This is a genomic window from Streptomyces sp. NPDC050806, assembly GCF_055586425.1.
On record NZ_JBVJIF010000001.1, the window covers coordinates 195,625 to 213,943 of the forward strand.

General features: G+C 73.0%; 10 protein-coding genes. 5 read left to right on the plus strand and 5 right to left on the minus strand.

Annotation, left to right across the window (positions count from 1 at the left end; genetic code table 11):
• Window positions 1-18: 18 nt before the first annotated feature.
• Both ACZ6WH_RS00875 and ACZ6WH_RS00880 read right to left on the minus strand, forming a co-directional pair.
• Window positions 19-2,814 carry a SpoIIE family protein phosphatase gene (locus tag ACZ6WH_RS00875; protein ID WP_469724988.1) on the minus strand — a complete coding sequence of 932 codons (2,796 nt, stop codon included), beginning with the start codon at window positions 2,812-2,814 and terminating at the stop codon, window positions 19-21.
• A gap of 123 nt (window positions 2,815-2,937) precedes the next feature.
• Window positions 2,938-4,344, minus strand: a complete 1,407-nt coding sequence (locus ACZ6WH_RS00880; RefSeq protein WP_469724989.1) for an MFS transporter — start codon at window positions 4,342-4,344, stop codon at window positions 2,938-2,940.
• A gap of 441 nt (window positions 4,345-4,785) precedes the next feature.
• Here ACZ6WH_RS00880 and ACZ6WH_RS00885 point away from each other — a divergent pair, with 441 nt between their 5' ends.
• The 3 genes from ACZ6WH_RS00885 to ACZ6WH_RS00895 all read left to right on the plus strand — a co-directional run bounded on the left by ACZ6WH_RS00885 (window position 4,786) and on the right by ACZ6WH_RS00895 (window position 9,778).
• Window positions 4,786-5,148, plus strand: coding sequence for a bifunctional 3-phenylpropionate/cinnamic acid dioxygenase ferredoxin subunit (locus ACZ6WH_RS00885; protein ID WP_469724991.1), 363 nt, complete (start codon window positions 4,786-4,788; stop codon window positions 5,146-5,148).
• A gap of 290 nt (window positions 5,149-5,438) precedes the next feature.
• Window positions 5,439-8,336 carry an asparagine synthase (glutamine-hydrolyzing) gene (asnB, locus tag ACZ6WH_RS00890; RefSeq protein WP_469724992.1) on the plus strand — a complete coding sequence of 966 codons (2,898 nt, stop codon included), beginning with the start codon at window positions 5,439-5,441 and terminating at the stop codon, window positions 8,334-8,336.
• Window positions 8,315-9,778, plus strand: coding sequence for a dihydroorotase (locus tag ACZ6WH_RS00895; RefSeq protein ID WP_469724994.1), 1,464 nt, complete (start codon window positions 8,315-8,317; stop codon window positions 9,776-9,778). Before asnB ends, ACZ6WH_RS00895 begins: the two co-directional genes overlap by 22 nt.
• 48 nt (window positions 9,779-9,826) lie before the next feature.
• Here the strand turns inward: ACZ6WH_RS00895 and ACZ6WH_RS00900 are convergent, their stop codons facing one another.
• From ACZ6WH_RS00900 to ACZ6WH_RS00910, 3 genes are all read right to left on the minus strand, one after another.
• On the minus strand, window positions 9,827-10,807 hold the full coding sequence (locus ACZ6WH_RS00900) for an ABC transporter substrate-binding protein (RefSeq protein WP_469724995.1): 981 nt from the start codon (window positions 10,805-10,807) through the stop codon (window positions 9,827-9,829).
• 82 nt (window positions 10,808-10,889) lie between these two features.
• The gene (fes, locus tag ACZ6WH_RS00905; RefSeq protein WP_469724997.1) at window positions 10,890-12,221 is read right to left on the minus strand and encodes an enterochelin esterase; all 1,332 of its coding nucleotides are present in this window, start codon (window positions 12,219-12,221) and stop codon (window positions 10,890-10,892) included.
• Window positions 12,218-13,366: a nucleotide disphospho-sugar-binding domain-containing protein gene (locus ACZ6WH_RS00910; RefSeq protein WP_469724998.1), complete on the minus strand. Its 1,149-nt coding sequence runs from the start codon at window positions 13,364-13,366 to the stop codon at window positions 12,218-12,220. Before ACZ6WH_RS00910 ends, fes begins: the two co-directional genes overlap by 4 nt.
• Window positions 13,367-13,486: 120 nt before the next feature.
• Here ACZ6WH_RS00910 and ACZ6WH_RS00915 point away from each other — a divergent pair, with 120 nt between their 5' ends.
• Window positions 13,487-17,245, plus strand: a complete 3,759-nt coding sequence (locus ACZ6WH_RS00915) for an ABC transporter ATP-binding protein (protein ID WP_469725000.1) — start codon at window positions 13,487-13,489, stop codon at window positions 17,243-17,245.
• Window positions 17,242-18,309, plus strand: coding sequence for a glucose-1-phosphate thymidylyltransferase (locus tag ACZ6WH_RS00920; protein ID WP_469725002.1), 1,068 nt, complete (start codon window positions 17,242-17,244; stop codon window positions 18,307-18,309). Before ACZ6WH_RS00915 ends, ACZ6WH_RS00920 begins: the two co-directional genes overlap by 4 nt.
• The last annotated feature ends 10 nt before the right edge of the window (window positions 18,310-18,319 follow it).

Genomic DNA, 18,319 nt, shown 5'->3' on the forward strand with positions numbered 1-18,319 from the left:
CCATGGCGTGTGCCGCCGCTAGAACGCACTGTCGTCCCACTGGTCCAGCAGCGCGTCACCCAGGTCCTCGCCGGCGTCGGACGCCGGGCCGCGCAGGGACTGTTCGGTCCAGATGACCTTGCCGCGGGCGGTGTACCGCGTGCCCCAGCGCTGCGCGAACCGGGCGACCAGGAACAGACCGCGCCCGCCCTCGTCGCCCGTCTTCGCGCGGCGCAGATGGGGCGAGGTGCTGCTGCCGTCGGCGACCTCGCAGATCAGGGTGGCGTCGTCGTACAGCAGGCGGAGCCGGATGGGCTCGGCGCCGTAGCGGACGGCGTTGGTGACCAGCTCACTGACCAACAGCTCGGTGGTGTAGGCGAGCTCCTCCAGCCCCCAGGCCGCCAGCCGTCGGGCCGCCTCGGCGCGCACCCGGGAGACGGCGGCGGGATCGCGCGGCACGTCCCAGGCGGCGACGCGGTCCGGGTCCAGCAGCCGGGTGCGGGCGACGAGCAGCGCGACGTCGTCCGCCGGCCGCGCGGGCAGCACCCCGTCGATGACGGCGCGGCAGGTCTCCTCCGGGGTGCGGCCGGGGTGGGCCAGGGCGGTGCGCAGCAGGTCCAGGCCGGTGTCGATGTCGCGGGCGCCGTCCGTGAGGAGGCCGTCGGTGTACAGGACCAGCTGCGCACCCTCGGGCACCGGGAACTCGGCCGTCTCGTACGGCAGGCCGTCGCCCAGGCCCAGCGGCGGGGAGACGGGCACGGCCGGGTACTCCACGGCGCCGTCCGGGTGGACCACGGCCGGTCCCGGGTGGCCGGCCCGGGCGAGCGTGCACGTACCGGGGACCGGGTCGTAGATGGCGTACAGACAGGTGGCTCCCGTGACCTCCGTGCTGTCACCCTCGGGGGCCTCGTCCGCGTCCAGGCGGGTCACCAGCTCGTCCAGGCGGCCGAGCAGTTCGTCGGGGGGCAGGTCGAGGGAGGAGAAGTTGTGCACGGCGGTGCGCAGCCGGCCCATCGTCGCCGCGGCGTGCAGCCCGTGCCCGACCACGTCGCCCACCACCAGCGCCACCCGGGCTCCGGGCAGCGGAATCACGTCGAACCAGTCGCCGCCCACCCCGGCCCGCGCCGGCAGATAGCGGTGGGCCACCTCGACGCCGGAGTGCGCGGGCAGGGCGTGGGGCAGCAGGCTGCGCTGCAGGGTGACCGCCATCGTGTGCTCGCGGGCGAAGCGGCGGGCGTTGTCGAGGGACACCGCGGCGCGGGCGGCCAGCTCCTCGGCGCCCGCCAGATCCTCCGGGGTGAAGGGTGCCTTCTCCGAACGCCAGAAGTTGACCGCGCCCAGCACCGTTCCGCGCGCCCGCAGCGGCACCGAGATCAGCGAATGGATGCCGTACTCCAGGACCCGCCGGGCGCGGTCCGGCTGCTGTGCGCGCCAGCCCTTGGAGGCGGCCAGGTCCGGTTCGAGTACCGCGTGCCCGCTCGCCACGGCGACGGCCATCGGTCCGGCGGGCGCCGACCGGACCACCGCGCCGACCGGGAGGAGGGGCTGGTCGGTACGGATGCCGCGGAGCGCGGTGCGGCGCAGCTCGCCGCTCGCGACGTCGGGCTCCTCCCCGCGCGCGACGGCCTCCAGCAGTTCGACGCTGGCGAAGTCGGCGAAGCGGGGGACCGCCACCTCGGCCAGTTCCTCGGCGGTGCGCTCCGCGTCCAGCGTGGTGCCGATGCGCGCCCCGGCGTCGTAGAGCAGCTCCAGGCGCTGCCGGGCGACCTCGGCGCGCCCCGCCAGCGCTCGCAGATCGGTGGTGTCGCGGAGGGTGACCACGCTGCCCGCGCGGTCGCCGCGGTCGTCGACCGGCCGCACATTGACCGCCAGCAGCCGGTCACCGGCCGGATGCACCTCGTCGGTGGCCGTCCGGCCCGACGCCAGGAGTTCGGCGGTACCCGCCGCCAGCCCCAGGTCGGTGACGGGCCGCCGCTCCGCGTCCGGCGGCAGGTCCAGCAGGCGCTGCGCCTCGTCGTTGGCCAGCAGCAGCCGGCCCTCACCGCTGAGGACGAGTACCCCTTCCCGGACCGAGTGGAGCACCGCGTCGTGGTGCTCATACATCCGCGTCATCTCGGCCGGCCCCAGGCCGTGGGTCTGCCGCAGCAGCCGCCGGCTCACCCAGGCCGACCCGGCCGTGGCCAGTACCAGTGCGCCGGCGGCGGAACCGAGCAGCAGCGGCAGCTGGTCCGTCACCCGCGCGTTCACGCTCTCGACCGTGATGCCGACGGACACCAGCCCGGCGACCTTCCCCTCGCCGTCGACGACGGGAACCATCGTGTCCACCGCGCGGCCCACCCCCGGCGTCCGGTACGTGGTCTGGTAGACGTTGCCCGCGAGCGCTTCGGAGTAGGGGCCGACGACGTGCTTGCCGATCAGCTCCGGGTCGGGGTGCGTCCAGCGGATGCCCGCGGGGCTGAACGCGATGATGTAGGTGACCCCGGACCGCTTCCTGGCCTCCTCGGCGCGCGGCTGGAGCAGCGCACTGGGGTCGGCGGACCGCATGGCGGCGAGCGTCCCCGGGGCGTGCGCGAACGCCTCGGCCCCGGCGAGCGACCGGCTGCGGGCCTCCTGCAGGCTCGACGCCCTGGCCTGCAGGAAGAGGGCCACCACGGCGGCGAGGACGAGCAGCAGCACCACCCCCAGATACAGCAGGAAACCCTGTCCGGCGACGCTCCGCGCGCTCATCAGCGAGCGGGGGCGGCCGTCCGTCGAGGGACGCCGGTTCCGTGCGCGCCGGCCGGCGAGGCGGCGGGAGGGCGACAGGGAGGACAGCCGGAAGGGGGACATATCCATACATCCAGTATGCTCGGCGATCGTTGGGCGGCCGCGGTGCCGGGCCGGTCCCCGGCAGACAGCCGGCCGGCCTCGTCGGAGGCCGGCCGGCTGTCTGCCGCGTGGAGCGGTGCCCTTACGGCGTCAGGAATTGTCGAATTCGTCTTCCCGGAGGCGCAAGCGGTGCTCCTCACCGGCCGTGGCGGGATGCGACGCGGGGAGGGCGCTGGTCTCCGCCAGTGTGCGGCCGCGGGTCTCCTCGGCCCACAGTACGGACACCAGCCAGCCCACCAGGGTGATGCCGGCGCCGATCAGCATGGTCACGCCGATGCCGAGCTTGCTGAGCGAGATGGGCAGCAGATAGGTGCCCGCCGCGGCCCCGACGCGGCTGATGGAGGTGGCCACGCCGCCCGCCGTCGCCCGGATGCTGGTGGGGAACAGCTCGTTGGGGTAGGTCCACTCCAGCACGGTGGGCCCGCCGGAGAAGAGGGCGTAGGCGCAGAAGCAGAGCACGACCACCGCGAGGGGCAGCGAGGAGCCGCCGCCGAGCACCACGAGCGGCACCGCCATGAGGGCGAACGACCAGATGATGACGGGCCGGCGGCCGACCCGGTCCACCAGCCGCAGCGCCGGCAGGCAGCCGAGCACGAACACGATGCTGATCAGCGCCGAGCCGAGGTTGTTGTCGTTGCCCTCCCCGAGGCCGAAGGAGCCCAGGATGGTGGGGCCGAAGGTGTACAGCGCGAACATCGGCGTGATCTGACACATGTAGAACAGGCCGCAGAACAGCGTGCGCCGCAGATACCGGCCGTGGAACAGGTCACGGAAGCCGTGCTGTTGCAGCGACTGCTCGGTGGCCGAGGCGGCGAGCAGCTCGTTGGTCGGGACGGTGCGGCCGAGGGCACGCTTGATAGCCTTCTGCGCTTCCTCGGTACGGCCCTTGTTGACCAGCCACAACGGTGATTCGGGTGTGCCGATGCGCAGGAGCAGGATGAGTGCGCTCAGTACGGCGGAGGAGGCGATCATCCAGCGCCAGGTGCCGGACCCGCCGATCTCGGCCAGCACGTAACCGACGGCGTACGCGGCGGCCGCGCCGATGTACCAGGCGAGGATGAGGACGCCGAGCAGCCGGCCGCGGTGCTTGTTCGGCACCCACTCGGCCAGCAGCGAGGTCGCGATCGGGTAGTCGGCCCCGATGGCCACGCCGAGGATGAAACGCAGGATGACGAACTGCCAGGTTTCGGTGGCGAAGACCGACAGGACGGATCCGCCGACCAGCACCGCCAGGTCGATGGTGTACATCGCCTCCCGGCCGAGCCGGTCGGTGACGGCCCCGAAGAAGAGGCCGCCGATGAAGATGCCGACCAGGGCGGCGGCGCCGATGAGGCTCTCGTCCGCGGTGGTCAGGTGCAGTTCGTTGCTCATGCCGATCAGCGAGACGCCGATGATGCTGAGCAGGTAACCGTCGAGGAACGGGCCGCCCGCGCAGGCCCAGGTGAGTTTTCGATGGAACGTGTTCAGGGGTGCCTCGTCGATGGCACGGATGGACATCACGGATCTCCCGGGGCAGGGGACGGTGGACGGCGCGGGCCGCGCAGCGCGACGCCCGTCCCGCCGTCGGCCGCACCCGGCCGTGCGGTCGGGGGATCGCCCCGAGGCACGGCAAAGCGGGTCGTGCGGCGGTACGAGGGGCCGGAGCGCGTGGTCGTCGGCTGTCCTGAACGGCGCCGTCGCGCCGGCGGCTCACACGGTGAATATGTTTCTCATAGAGCGACGTGTTTCTGCATACGCAACGGAACATCGAGAGCTCGTTCACGTCAAGACCGCCAGCCGAAGATCTCTCGGACCGTCGACGGCCCCCGTGCGGCACGGCGCAACGGCCGCCGCCGACGGGGGATTCGATTGCCTTGACACGGGTTCGGAGCCGCCCGCAGACTGGCATCGCGCTGTTGCGCTGACCGCAATCCGTTTCGCTATACGCACCGAGGTGTCATGATGATTCCCGCGTGCCGTCTCGAGGACCTGCCCCGAGGCGAGGCCTTCCGGCTCGACATCGATCCGCCCATCTCGGTATTCCATACCGACGACGGCGAGATCTTCGCCATCGACGACACCTGCACGCACCAGGACGCCTCGCTCGCCGACGGCTGGCTGGAGGGCTGCGAGGTGGAATGCCCCCTGCATTCCTCGAAGTTCGACCTCCGGACCGGAAGCGTGGACGCGCCGCCGGCCCGGCGTCCGGTCCGTACGCACGAGGTGCTCGTCGCGGACGGCGTGGTCTACATCGAGCCGTCCACGGCAGCCCCCAACCTGCCGCCCTGCGTCGCGGCCCGCCTCACCGCGGGAAGCGTCTGAGGAGCAACGGCGCCGCACGACGCCGAACCGCGGCAGGCTTCACCTGGATGGGCTAATCGGGGTGAGGTCGGCCGGGCGCCGCATCTGTTGGGGGAGCGAGGATCCGCCGGTCGCCGGGGCGCACCGCGCCCGGTGACGAATTGCGGGCAGCCGGCCGCCTGCCCAGCCTGAATGCCGGAGACGCAGCCAACGCCACCGCGGTGTGCTCTCTCCGGCGAGGAGCGTGGGCGGCCGACCGGCTGCCGCTTCGTCCCGCGGGGCACCCGACCGAGGTTCGGTGATCCACGCGCATGTGCAGAATCTTCGGACACTTCGACGCCCGGACCACACCGCACGAGCTCCGGTCGGTGGCCGCGCTCCAGCGGCACGGCGGCCCCGACGCGCAGACCCGTACGACCGGCGCCGGGTGGGCCCTGGGCGTCGACCGGCTGGCCATTGTGGACCTCGACGGAGGTGAGCAGCCCTACACCCTCGGCGAGGGCATCGTGGCCGTCTTCAACGGCGAGATTTACAACCACGACGAGCTGCGCGACCTCCTCACCGGCCGCGGCCACACCTTCGCCGACCGCTGCGACGGTTCGGTGATTCCGGCGCTGTACCAGGAGTTCGGCCCCGCCTTCGCCGAACACCTCGACGGCATGTTCTCCGTGGCGGTCGTCGACCTGCGTACGGAACCCACCCTCTGGCTCGTCACCGACGACGTCGGCATGAAGCCGCTCTACTACCACTGGGACCGGGCGCGCGGGCACCTGCACTTCTCCTCCGAGCTGCCTGCATTGCTCTCCTTCCGCGCCGTCGCCGCGCGCCCCTGGGAACCGGGGCTGGACGCCTACCTCGCCACCAAGACCCCCTTCGGCGAACAGACCATGTTCGAGGGGGTCAAGGTGCTGCCGCCCGCCACCACCGCCCGCTTCACCCGCTCCGCCGGACTCCGCCTCGTCCGGCGTCCGGCCGCCGGGCCGCCGGACGAGGCCGACGCGAGGCCGGGCCCGGAGGAGGCCGCCGAACGGACGCTGGGCCTGCTGCGCCGGGAAGTCCACCGGCTCACCCGCGCCGACGTCCCGGTCTCCGCCGTCACCAGCGGCGGACTCGACTCCAGTCTCGTCACGGCCCTCGCCGCGGAGAAGGTCGCCGACCTGCACACCTTCAACATCGCCTACCGCGGCACCTGGCCCTTCGACGAGCGGGACTTCGCCCGCGAGGTCGCCGAACGCTGCGGCACCCGGCACCACCAGGTGGAGATCGACCCGGCGGACTTCCCCGGCCTGCTGCCGGACGTCATCTGGCACCTGGGCCAGCCCAACGCGGACCCGATCACGCTCAGCACCTACGCGTTGTTCCGTGCGGTGCGCGACGCCGGCTTCAAGGTGGCCCTCACCGGTGACGCGGCGGACGAACTCTTCGGCGGTTACGGCCGGATGAGAGCCGCGGTCGACGCACCGTCAGGTACCGACTGGGTGGACCCGTACGTCGAGGCGCTGGCCGCCGTGCCCCGCGCGCTGCGCGAATCGCTCTACACCGAGGACTACCGCGCGTTCGTGCGGCAGGAGGGCTCCGTGGCCGACGGCATCGCCGAGCGGCTGCGCTCCGCCGGCACCGGCCGGCTGCGGACGCTCACGGACTTCGAGATCGCCTCCCGGATGCCGGCCTACCACCTGCGCCGCGTGGACCATCTGTCGATGTCCGCCTCGGTCGAGGTGCGGCTGCCGTTCTGCCAGCCCTCCGTCCTCCGTTACGCGCGTACCCTGCCGCAGGCGCTGAAGATGGCGGGGGAGCAGGGCAAGAAGGTGCTCTACGGGGCGGCCGCCGGCCGGCTGCCCGACTCGGTGCTCCGCCGGCCCAAGCAGCCCTTCACCCTCCCGGTCACCGCCATGCTGCGGCCCGGCGAGGCGCTGATGGCATACGCGCGGGACCTTCTCACCGGTGAACGGCTGCGTCGGCGCGGCCAGTTGGACCCGCAACGGGTGGCCGGGCTGTTCAAGCAGCAGGCCGACACACCCAACGACACCGCCGCATTGGCCATCTGGTCGTTGCTGGTGCACGAGCTGTGGCTGGAGCAGTTCTGCCCCGCCACCACCGGCCTGCCGGACGGCGGCGCCGGTGCCGTGGGGAGCCCGATGACCGCGCACATCGCGCAGGCGGAGGGCGCACCGTGCCCGACCGTGGTGCTGGACGCCGCCCGGCTGCCGCGGAACGAGGACGTCCTGCGGCCGGCGCTGACCACCGTACGGGAGTGGCTGACCGACACCGGCCGGGGACATGTGCTCAAGATCGCGCTGGTCAACCCCTCGGAGCACCCGCTCTTCGACCTGGACTACCGCTTCGTGCAGGCGCTCCCCGGCGGACTGGACCGATTCGACTTCCGGGGCAGCTGCGGACACTCCATCCTCGCGTCCATCGTCGCGGCGGAGGAACGCGGCTGGCTGCCCCGGCTGGCACCCGGCGGCCGCGTACGCGTCCGCGTGCTCAACAACGGTGATCACGTGGTGTGCGAGGTGGACGAGGTACGCCGCCACAGCGGCAGTTTCACCGTGCACTTCGTCCAGGACACCGCGCTGCCGCTCGCCCGGCTCCTCCTCACGGGCCGCACCACCGACCAACTGCTGACCCGGGCCGGCGCGCTCGATGCCTCACTCGTCGCGGTGGGCAACCCCTACGTCTTCGTCGATGCCCGATCGCTCGGCCTGACCAGCAAGGAGGCGCTGTTCGCCGCGGGGGAGCAGGTCTTCGGCCGGCTGCAGGACATCCGCACCGCCGCCACCGAACTGCTCGGCCTGCCCGGCGGCGGGGCGTTCCCGAAGATCGCGGCGGTGGGGGGTTACGAGTCGGGCCGGCTGGCCGTCCGCGCCGTCTCCGTACCCGGCTGGCATCCCAGCGTCGCGCTGACCGGGGCCACCTGCCTGGCCGCCGCGACCACCATCGCCGGCACCGTCCCGCACCGGCTGGCCAGGGAAGCGGGCTGTCCCCGCGGTGCGATCGAGATCGACACCCCGAGCGGTTCCACCGCCGCCACCGCGGCCGTCGTCCCCGCGGCCGATCCGGCACCCGGCGAGGACAACGAGTCCCTCGCGCTCCAGTGGGTCAGCGTCAGCCGGAAGCTCGCCCACCTGACCGGCAGCGCCCGCATCACCTCGCTGTGCGACTTCGGCCCGGAGGAGGACCCGGTATGCCGGCCGCTGACCGCCTGACCAGAGGCGGCGACGGCGCCGCGAACGGGGGCCACGACCTCCTGGTGAGCAACGCGCGGGTGGTCACCCCGGACGGTGTGCTCCGCGCCGGCGTGGCGGTCGACGGCGGCCGCATCACCGCGCTGACCGCACCGGACGCCCGGCCCGCCGCGCGGTCCGTACTGGACGCCGCCGGCCGCCATCTGCTGCCCGGTGTGATCGACTCGCACGTGCACTTCCGCACCCCCGGCCTGACCCACAAGGAGGACTGGGAGCACGGCAGCCGGGCGGCGGCGGCAGGGGGCGTGACCACCGTCATCGACATGCCCAACACCGAGCCCCCGCTGACCGATCCGGAGCAGGCCGCAGGGAAGGCCGCGCTCATCGGCGGCGCCTCGCTGGTGGACTACCGCTTCCACTTCGGAGTGACCGAGGCGACCGTGGACCACCTCCGCCACCTCACCCCGCAGCACGCGACCTCGGTGAAGGTGTTCATGACCGGGCACCACACCGCACCGCACGTCATCCGCGACCCGGAGGCCCTGGACCGGATCTTCGCCATCGCCGCCGAGCGTGGCCTCCGCCTGGTCCTGCACGCGGAGGACGACGGGGTGTTCACGCTGCTCGACGCGTTCCTGGCCCCGCCGGACAGCTACGAGTCCTACGAGTCCCGCCGGCCGCGCAGCGGTGGGATCGTGGCCGCTGCCCGCGTCATCGAGCTGGTGCGCAAGCACGGCACAGCGGCGCACGTCGTGCACGTCTCCTCCGCCGAGGAGTCCGACCTGCTGCGCGCCGCGGCCGCTGCCGCACTGCCCCTCACTCATGAAGTCACCGCGCACCACCTGTCGTTCTCCGCCTCCGACACCCGGCGGCTGGGCGCACGGCTCCGGCTCAGCCCGGCCATCCGCACGTCCCACGACCAGGACCGGCTGTGGGCGGCGCTGATGGCCGGCGGCGTCGCCACGATCGGCAGCGACCACGCGCCCCACACCATCGAGGAGAAGGTGCGGGCGGTGCCGGACGCACCGCCCGGACTGCCCGGCACGCAGGAGCTGCTGACCGCCGTCCACACCGGTATGCGGCGCCGTCACCCCGGGCTGACGGCCGACGAGGCGCTGCTGCGGGTCGCCCGGCTGGCCTCCGCCGCGCCCGCCGACCTGTTCGGCCTGGGCGGGCGCAAGGGGCGCATCGTTCCGGGGCTGGACGCCGACTTCGTGCTCTTCGACGCCGAACGCACCTGGTTCATGTCCGGGGAACACGTCCGGTCCAAGTGCGGCTGGTCGGCCTACGAGGGCTGGACCTTCACCGGCCGCCCGGACGTCACCGTACGCCGCGGCGAGGTGATCTACGACGGACGCGGCGCGCAGCCGCGGTTCGGCTCGCCCGACGGGATCTGGCTGTCCGCCGGAGCGGCCGGCCCGGACCGTACCGGCTCCGCCGGCGGTCCGTCCGGCGGCCGGTGAGCCCGGTGGCGCGGAGCGGCGCGCCACCGGGGGCCGTCAGGTGTCCGGTCAGCCGGCGAGGGCCCGCGTCACGTCGTCGAGGACGGTACGCGCGGCGATCGGTCCGCCGGAGCTGTTCCACGCCGAACCCTCGACCACCACGGTGTGCTTCTTCCGCACCGCCTTCAGCTCCGTGAAGTTCGCGACCTTCCGGGCCTCGCCGTACGCCTTCCTGCCGTCGGCCTCGCTGCCGAGCGTGCCGAAGAACAGCCAGTCGCCGTCGATGGTGTCCAGCTTCTCCAGGCTCACCGGCTCGCTGTGCCCGGTGCTGGCCCCCTGCTGCTCCTTCGGCCGTTCGAGGCCGAGTGCCGACAGGGTCGACCCCACGTGCCCGACACCCTTGCCGACCACGGACGGCGCGCCGTCCTGCCAGCGAATCACACTGGTGACCGCGCCGGCGTTGGCACCCAGCCGCTTCTTCGTCCGCGCCACGTCCGCGTCGAACGAGGAGAGTTCCTTCTCCGCCGCCGGCTTCTTGTTCAGCGCGTCGGCCGTCGCGACGAACGCCTTCTTCCAGTCCTCGTTGAGCTTGGCGGTCAGCACCGTCGGCGCTATCCGCTGGAGCTTGTCCAGTACGCGCTTGGAGCCGGTCGTCTCGTCGAGGAGGATCAGGTCGGGCTGGAGCGTGGCGAGCTTCTCCATGTCGGGCTCGGCCACGGTGGCGACGACCTCGGCGTCCTTCGCCTTCGCCGACAGGTAGCTCGACACGCCCTGCTGGCCGCGTCCCGCGGTGGCCCCGACCGGCTGGACGCCCAGCGCGAGTGCCGCGTCGAGGGTGGGCTCGCTCAGGGTGACGACCTTCTTGGGGGCGGCCGGCACCGTCACCTTCCGGCCCTGCGCGTCGGTGATCTTCCGGGTGGCGGAGCCGGCGTCCGCGGCCTTGTCCGACCCGGAGTCCTTCGCGTCACCGCCGCACGCGGTGAGTGTGACGGCGCCCGCGAGGAGGGCGGCGAGCAGGGCGGCGGGGCGGTACGAGCGTCTGGCGAGCATGGGAGTGGCAGTCCTTTGCGGAGAGTGGGGGATGGGTGGGTGGTGGACACGGCGGCACCTGTGTGCCGTCGTGTGCTGTCGGTCAGGCGGGGGTGTCGCCGAGCAGGTGCGCCAGGCCGTCCGCCAGGGCACCTCGCCAACAGGCGTAGTCGTGACCGCCGTTGAACTCGGTCAGCGTGACGTCGTACCGCAGGGAGCGCAGTGTGTCGTGGAGGGCCCGGGCCTGGTCGACCATCGTTCCCTCGTGCAGCCCGACGTCGAGCCGCACGCGCAGGGGGCGTTGCTCCGCCGCCGCGTACCGGGAGAGGAGCCAGGGGGGTGCGGCCGCGGTCTCCTGGGGGATTCCCGCGGCCAGGCCCGGGCGCCACCAGAGGGACGGCGAGTGGGCGAGGGCGTTGCCGAAGCGGTCCGGGCGGGTGAGGCAGGCGTACAGCGCGGTCACCCCGCCGAGGCTCTGGCCCGCGACGACGGTGCGTGCCGGGTCCGCGGTGACCGGCCGGCGCGTGGCCGCCCAGGGCAGCACCTCGTCGGCCAGGAACGTGACGTACGCGTCCCGTCCGCCCAGCTCCTGCCACCGTGTGGCGTTGTCCACGGCGTGCGGGGCGAGCACCGCGAACGGCGGTACGGCCGCGTCCGCGATCAGGGCGTCCAGGGTGTCCTGGAGGTCGAGTTTGCCGAACCACATGTCGCCGTCGCCCAGCACGAGCACCGGCAGGTCGTCGTGGTGGTCGCCGGGCGGCAGATACGCCCACACCTCGCGGTCGCAGCCCAGTGCGCGGCTGGTGACGCGGTGGCGTTCCGTCCGGCCGCGCGCGATGCCTGCCCGGCGGCCGGCCCAGGGCTGCGGCGGCGCGTGCGGCAGGGCGAAGACGGAGTTCTGCGTGTGGTCCCACCGGGAGGCCAGGGTCTCCTTGTTGAGCGGGTCGGGCACCGCGTGCCGGGTCAGCGCGCGAAGGTGTGACTGCAAGCCGCGGGGGTCGGTGGGTGGTTTGTGCGGGCCCGTGTCGGGCGCCATGCGGTAGGAGCCCCGGTGGTCGTCGCGGAGCCGGTACGTCAGGTACCAGATGTCGGTGCCGGGCAGGCGGGACAGCAGGGATCCCGCGAGATGCTCCCGGTCGCCGAGCCGGTTGGCCACGAGCAGCACCTGGCGGGTGCCGGGCTCGCCGCGCCACAGGAAGGTGACCGCCCGGTGGTCCGGTGCGTCCGGCAGGGGTTCGATCAGCGGCGTGCCGGCCTGTCGCGCCGCGGCCCAGAAGGCTTCGACCAGTGCGGCGCGGTCACCGGACGGTGTGGTGGCGAGCCGTTCGCGCAGCAGCTCCACGGAGAGGCTGCCGGCGAGCGCCGGGCGGGCGGACCCGGGAGTGCCCGGTGTGGCACCCGCGCGCCGGACGGTGACCGTCTCCGTGCCGGTCATCGCAGGTCACCGTGGCTGCGTGCCAGCTCGACGAGACGTGGCACGGTCTCCGCGGGGCTGGGCATGGACGCCATCTCGCGGGCGACGTCCCGTGCGGTGGTCCGCAGGGCCTCGTCGGTGAGCAACCGCGTGACGAGCTTCGCGTCGAGGCCGTCGGGGGAGTCCGGTACCAGTCCGCAGCCGCGCCCGGCGACGGCTGCCGCGTTGGCCGGCCGGTCGGCGCCCTGCCCGAGGACGAGCTGCGGCACTCCGGCGTCGAGGGCGGTGAGTGTGGTGCCGGCGCCGCCGTGGTGGATCACACCGTCGCTGGCGGCGAGCAGGGCGCCGAGGGGGATCCAGTCGAGCGGGCGCACGTTGTCCGGCAGCGTGCCGAGTTCGGACAGGTCGGATCCGCCGAGGGCCAGGACGAACTCGGCGTCGGTCTCCCGCGCCGCCGCCACCACGCCGTGCAGCGGTGAGATGCCGTCGACGACGGGCTGGACGGTGCCGAGCGTCACCGCGACACGGGGCCGGGTACGCGGCTCCAGCAGCCAGCCGGGCAGTTCGGCGCCGCCGTTGAAGGGGACGTACCGCATGAACCAGCGGCGCGGCTCGTCGGTGGTGCTCATGCTGGTGGGGGCGATGTCGAGCCAGGCGGCGACCGGTTCGGGGCCCGGCAGGCCGTGCCGCTCGTAGGCGTCGGCCAGTGCGTTGTTCACCATGCCCACATGCGCCGACGTGTGGCCGAACCCGACGGCGTGGAGCACCGACGGTACGCCGAGCCGGGCGGCGACGAGCTGTCCGACCACCCCGATCGGCGGGTGGACGACCAGATCGGGACGCCAGGCGAGAGCGACCTCTGTCATCCGGTCGGCCATCTCGTCGCTGAAGAAGGAGAATCCCTTCCCCTTCGGGGCCGCACCGGCTTCTCCGGGGCCGGGTGGCTTGCGCCCCTGTCTGTCGCGCTCCATCCGCCGGTAGACCGCGTCGGGGTCGGCACCGGGCGCGCAGTCCACGGTGAGCAGGCCCGCGTGGGCCAGCTGTTCCCGTGCGGCGCCGCACGTGGCGACGAGGACGTCGTGCCCCGCCGATCGCAGCGCGTGGGCGAGCGGAACCATCGGGTAGTGCAGGCCGAAGAAGGGCGGACAGGCGAAGAGGACACGCATACGTTCCCGCTTTCTGGGGGTCCCGAGAGGCAGCTCGTACGTCAACTGACCGGCGGCGTCGGCAGAAAGCGAGCGCCGAAAGCGTGATCAGCGGTACTTAGGATAGCCTAAGCTAAGTTCATGCTTCACGGATCTCGCACACCATCCGGAGGGCTGGGCAGACTTGCGCTTGCCTGCCGCCGACATCCGGGCCTGCTCACCGCCGTTCTGCTCAGCTCCGTCCTGGGTACGGGGCTGGAAGCCTTCGGGCCGATGCTGGCCGGCATCGCCGTGAACGACGCCGTCGCCGGGCACACGCACCAGGTCGGCGTGCTGGCCACCGTCCTGTGCGCGCTCGCCGTCGTGCAGTTCGCCGCCGAGTTCACCCGCAGGTTCGCCGCCGGCAAACTGGCCCTCGCCGTCCAACACCGCCTGCGCACAAAGGTGTTCGCCTCGGTCCAGCGCTACGACGGCGTCAAGCAGGACGCACTCCGCACCGGCCAGGTCGTCTCCCGTGCCAACAGCGACCTCCAGCAGGTACAGATCCTGCTCGGCATGCTGCCCATCCCCATCGGCGTGAGCGCCCTCTTCCTCGCCTCCGTCGCCGCCATGCTGTGGCTCTCCGCGCCCCTGACCCTCGTCGCGCTGCTGGTCGTCCCCTCGCTCGCGGTCATCGCGGCGCGCAGCCGGACCCGCATGGTGCCCGCCACGCGTGCCGCGCAGGCGCAGGCCGCGACCGTCGCCGAGCACGTGGAGGAGGTCGTCACGGGCGTCCGCGTGGTCAAGGGACTCGGCCAGGAGGACCGCGAGACCGAGCGCCTCGCCCAGCGGGCACGGGCCTTGTTCGCGCGCCGCCTCCGGCTCGCCCGCCTCCAGGCCACCGTCACCGCGATCATGACCGCGCTGCCCGCCGCCGGCCAGGTCGGCATCCTTGCCCTCGGCGGCTGGCTCGCCCTGCGCGGCAGCATCGACGCCGGTACCTTCCTGGCCTTCGCCGGCTATCTGACCCTCCTCACCGGGCCGGCCAAACTCCTCGCCAACTTCACCGTCACCGCCCAGCAGGCCCGCGCCGCCGCCGAACGCGTCCACGAACTGATCGACGCCACCCCCGACATCACCGATGCCCCGGACGCCGCGGACCTCCCCGCCGGCCCGCTCGCCGTGGAGCTGCGCGACGTCACCTTCGGGTACGCACCGAGCGACCCGGTCCTGAGGGACGTGCACCTCACCGTCCGCGCCGGCGAGACCCTGGCCGTCGTCGGACCGCCGGGCTCCGGCAAGTCCACGGTCTCGCTCCTGCTCAGCCGCTTCTACGACCCCCAGGCGGGCAGCGTACGCATCGGCACCCAGGACGCCACGGCAGACCTCCGCGACGTACGCCTCGCCTCGCTGCGCACCACGGTCGGCACCGTCTTCGAGGACCCGTTCCTCTTCTCCTGCTCCCTCCGCGACAACATCGCGCACGGCCGCCCCGAGGCGAGCGACGAGGAGGTACGGGCCGCCGCGCGCGCCGCGGACGCCGACACCTTCATCAGCGCACTGCCGGACGGATACGCCACCGAGGTGGGGGAGCGGGGCGCCCAGCTCTCCGGCGGCCAGCGCCAGCGGATCGCCCTGGCCCGGGCCCTGCTCACCGACCCGCGGGTGCTCGTACTGGACGACGCCACCTCCGCTGTCGACCCGGCCACCGAGGCCGCCATCCAGCACGCCCTGCGCACGGTGTGCGCCGAACGCACGACCCTGCTGATCGCCCACCGCCGCTCCACCCTCGCGCTGGCCGACCGCATCGCCGTCCTCGACGCGGGCCGGGTCGTGGACGTGGGAACCGAGGAAGAACTCAGCCGTCGCTGCACCGTCTTCCAGGAACTCCTGGCGGGCCCCGGCGGCTCCGTCGACGAACGCGTCGGCGTCCGGCACGAAGCGGCCGACTCCGGCATCACCCCGGAACTGTGGCCCGAACCGGTCGCCGCCGACGCCGGACCGGCACCACGGTCGCCCGGCGACCGCACGCCCGCGGCGCGGCCCGCGGCCGGCGCCACCGACAACCAGGAACCCACCGAGGACCCGGCGCTCGACGAGACGGACCTGCGGACGCCGCACGCCCGCATCACCCTCGGCCGGCTGCTGCGCCCCGTCCGCGCCGCGCTGCTGCTCGGACTCCTCCTGCTCGCCACCGAGACCGCGGCCGGCCTGGCCCTGCCCCAGTTCGTCCGGCACGGGCTCGACAACGGGGTGAGCAAGGGGGACGGCTCCACACTGACGCTCTACGTCGTACTCGCCGGCGCGGCCGTGCTCATGGCCTTCGCCGCACTGGCCGTACACGGCCGCCTCACCCGGCGGGCCGGCGAGCGCGTCCTGTACGGGCTGCGGGTGCGCTCCTTCGCCCATCTCCAGCGACTCGGGCTCGACTTCTACGAGCGCGAACGCGGCGGGCAGATCATGACCCGCGTCGTCAACGACATCGAGGCCCTCGCCTCGTTCCTGCAGACCAACCTGCTCGCCTCCGTCGCCTCCCTCGCCACCGTGGCCGGCGTCGTGTGCGCGATGATCGCCATCCACCCGCCCCTGGCGCTGGCCGCGCTCGCCCTGCTGCCCCTCGTCCTCGCCGCGACCTTCGTCTTCTGGCGGCTGTCCTCGGCCGCCTACACCGACGCACGCAAGCGCATCGGCGAGGTGAACTCCACACTCCAGGAGAACGTCAGCGGACTGCGCACCGCCCAGGCCAACGCCCAGGAGAAGGGCGCAGCACAGGACTTCGGACGGCTCTCCGACGCCTACCGCACCGCGCGGCTGCGGGCCCAGCGCTACGCGGCGGTGTACTTCCCCTCCGTCAACCTCACCGCCGAACTCTCCCGCGCCTTGGTGCTGTTCGTCGGCGCGCACCAGGTCGCCGCAGGCGACATCACCTCCGGTGTGCTGGTGGCCTTCATGCTGTACCTCGGCATGTTCTTCTCGCCCCTCCAGCAGCTGTCGCTCGCCTTCGACAGCTACCAGCAGGCGTCGGTGGGACTCCGCCGCATCGTCGAACTGCTGCGGGTGACGCCGTCCGTACCGCAGGAACCCACCGACCCGGCGCCGCTGCCCGACCGCATCCGGGGCGCGGTGGAGCTGACCGGCGTCGGGCACTCCTACCCCGGGGCCGGGGCACCCTCCCTCACCGACGCGAATCTGCGCATCGAACCCGGTCGCACCGTCGCGCTCGTCGGCGCCACCGGCGCGGGCAAGTCCACCGTCGTCAAGCTCCTCGCCCGGTTCTACGACCCGACCGAGGGCAGTGTGCGCATCGACGGGACCGACCTGCGCGGCTGGGCCCCGTCCGCGTACCGCCGGCTCATCGGGTACGTACCGCAGGAGGCGCACCTGTTCACCGGCGACATCGCGAGCAACATCCGCTACGGACACCCCGACGCCACGGACGCGGAGGTGGAGGCGGCGGCCCGGGCGGTCGGCGCGCTGGACGCCGTCGCGGCCCAGCCGAACGGATTCCGGCAGCCGGTGGGCGAACGCGGCCAGTCCCTCTCCGCCGGCCAGCGCCAGCTCATCGCCCTGGCCCGGGCCGAGCTGACCTCCCCGGGACTGCTGCTCCTGGACGAGGCGACGGCATCGCTCGACCCGGCGACCGAACGCGCGGTGGCCGTGGCACAGGAACGCCTCTCCCGGGACCGCACGACGGTGGTGGTGGCCCACCGCATGGCCACGGCAGCGCGCGCCGACCTGATCGTCGTGCTGGACCAGGGGCGCGTCGTGGAACAGGGCACCCACACCGACCTCCTGGCGGCCGAGGGCACGTACGCCGGCCTGTGGCGGCACGCCCAGGAGGACGCACCCGGACCCGGCCCGGCCGCCGACCCCTCCCTCCCCGTCAGTTCCGCATCAGCGTCAGGAGTGACCCCCTCATGAAGGCCCTCGTCCTCGCCGGCGGCACCGGCAGCCGCCTCCGGCCGATCACCCACACCTCCGCCAAGCAACTGGTCCCGGTCGCCAACAAGCCCGTGCTCTTCTACGGCATCGAGTCCCTGGTCGCCGCCGACATCACCGACATCGGCATCGTCACCGGAGACACCTCGGCGGAGATCGAGGCAGCGGTCGGCGACGGCTCCGCCTTCGGCGCCCGCGTCACCTACCTCGCCCAGGAGAGACCCCTCGGCCTCGCCCACGCCGTACACATCGCCCGCGACTGGCTGGGCGACGAGGACTTCGTGATGTACCTCGGCGACAACTTCGTCGTGGGCGGCATCAAGGAACTCGTCGACACCTTCCGGGCCGAGCGCCCCGACGCCGGCATCCTGCTCACCAAGGTGGCCGACCCCAGCGCCTTCGGCGTCGCCGAACTCGACGCCGAGGGACGGGTGGTGAACCTGGAGGAGAAGCCCGCCGCACCACGCAGCGACCTGGCCCTGGTCGGCGTCTACCTCTTCTCGCCGGCCGTGCACGAGGCGGTCGCCGCCATCGGCCCGTCCGCCCGCGGCGAACTGGAGATCACCGACGCCATCCAGTGGCTCGTCGAGCACGGCCGGCACGTGCAGCCCACGGTGATCAGCGGCTACTGGAAGGACACCGGCAACGTCACCGACATGCTGGAGGTCAACCGCTCCGTCCTGGAGCAGGTCGAACCCGCCCGCCTCGGTGCCGTGGACGACGCCAGCGAACTCATCGGCCGGGTCCGCATCGAACCGGGCGCCAGCGTCGTACGCTCCCGCATCGTCGGCCCCGCCGTCATCGGCCCCGACACCACCGTCATCGACTCCTACGTCGGCCCGTCCACCTCTGTCGACGGCGACTGCGTGATCACCAGCAGCGAACTGGAGTTCTCCATCGTCCTGGGCGGCTCCCGCATCGAGCACGCCGGACGCATCGAAGGCTCCCTCATCGGCCGCGGCGTCCACGTCACCGGCGCACAACGCGCCCCGCGGGCCCACCGGCTCGTCCTCGGCGACCACAGCCGCGTGCAGATCACCACATGACGCCGCCGCC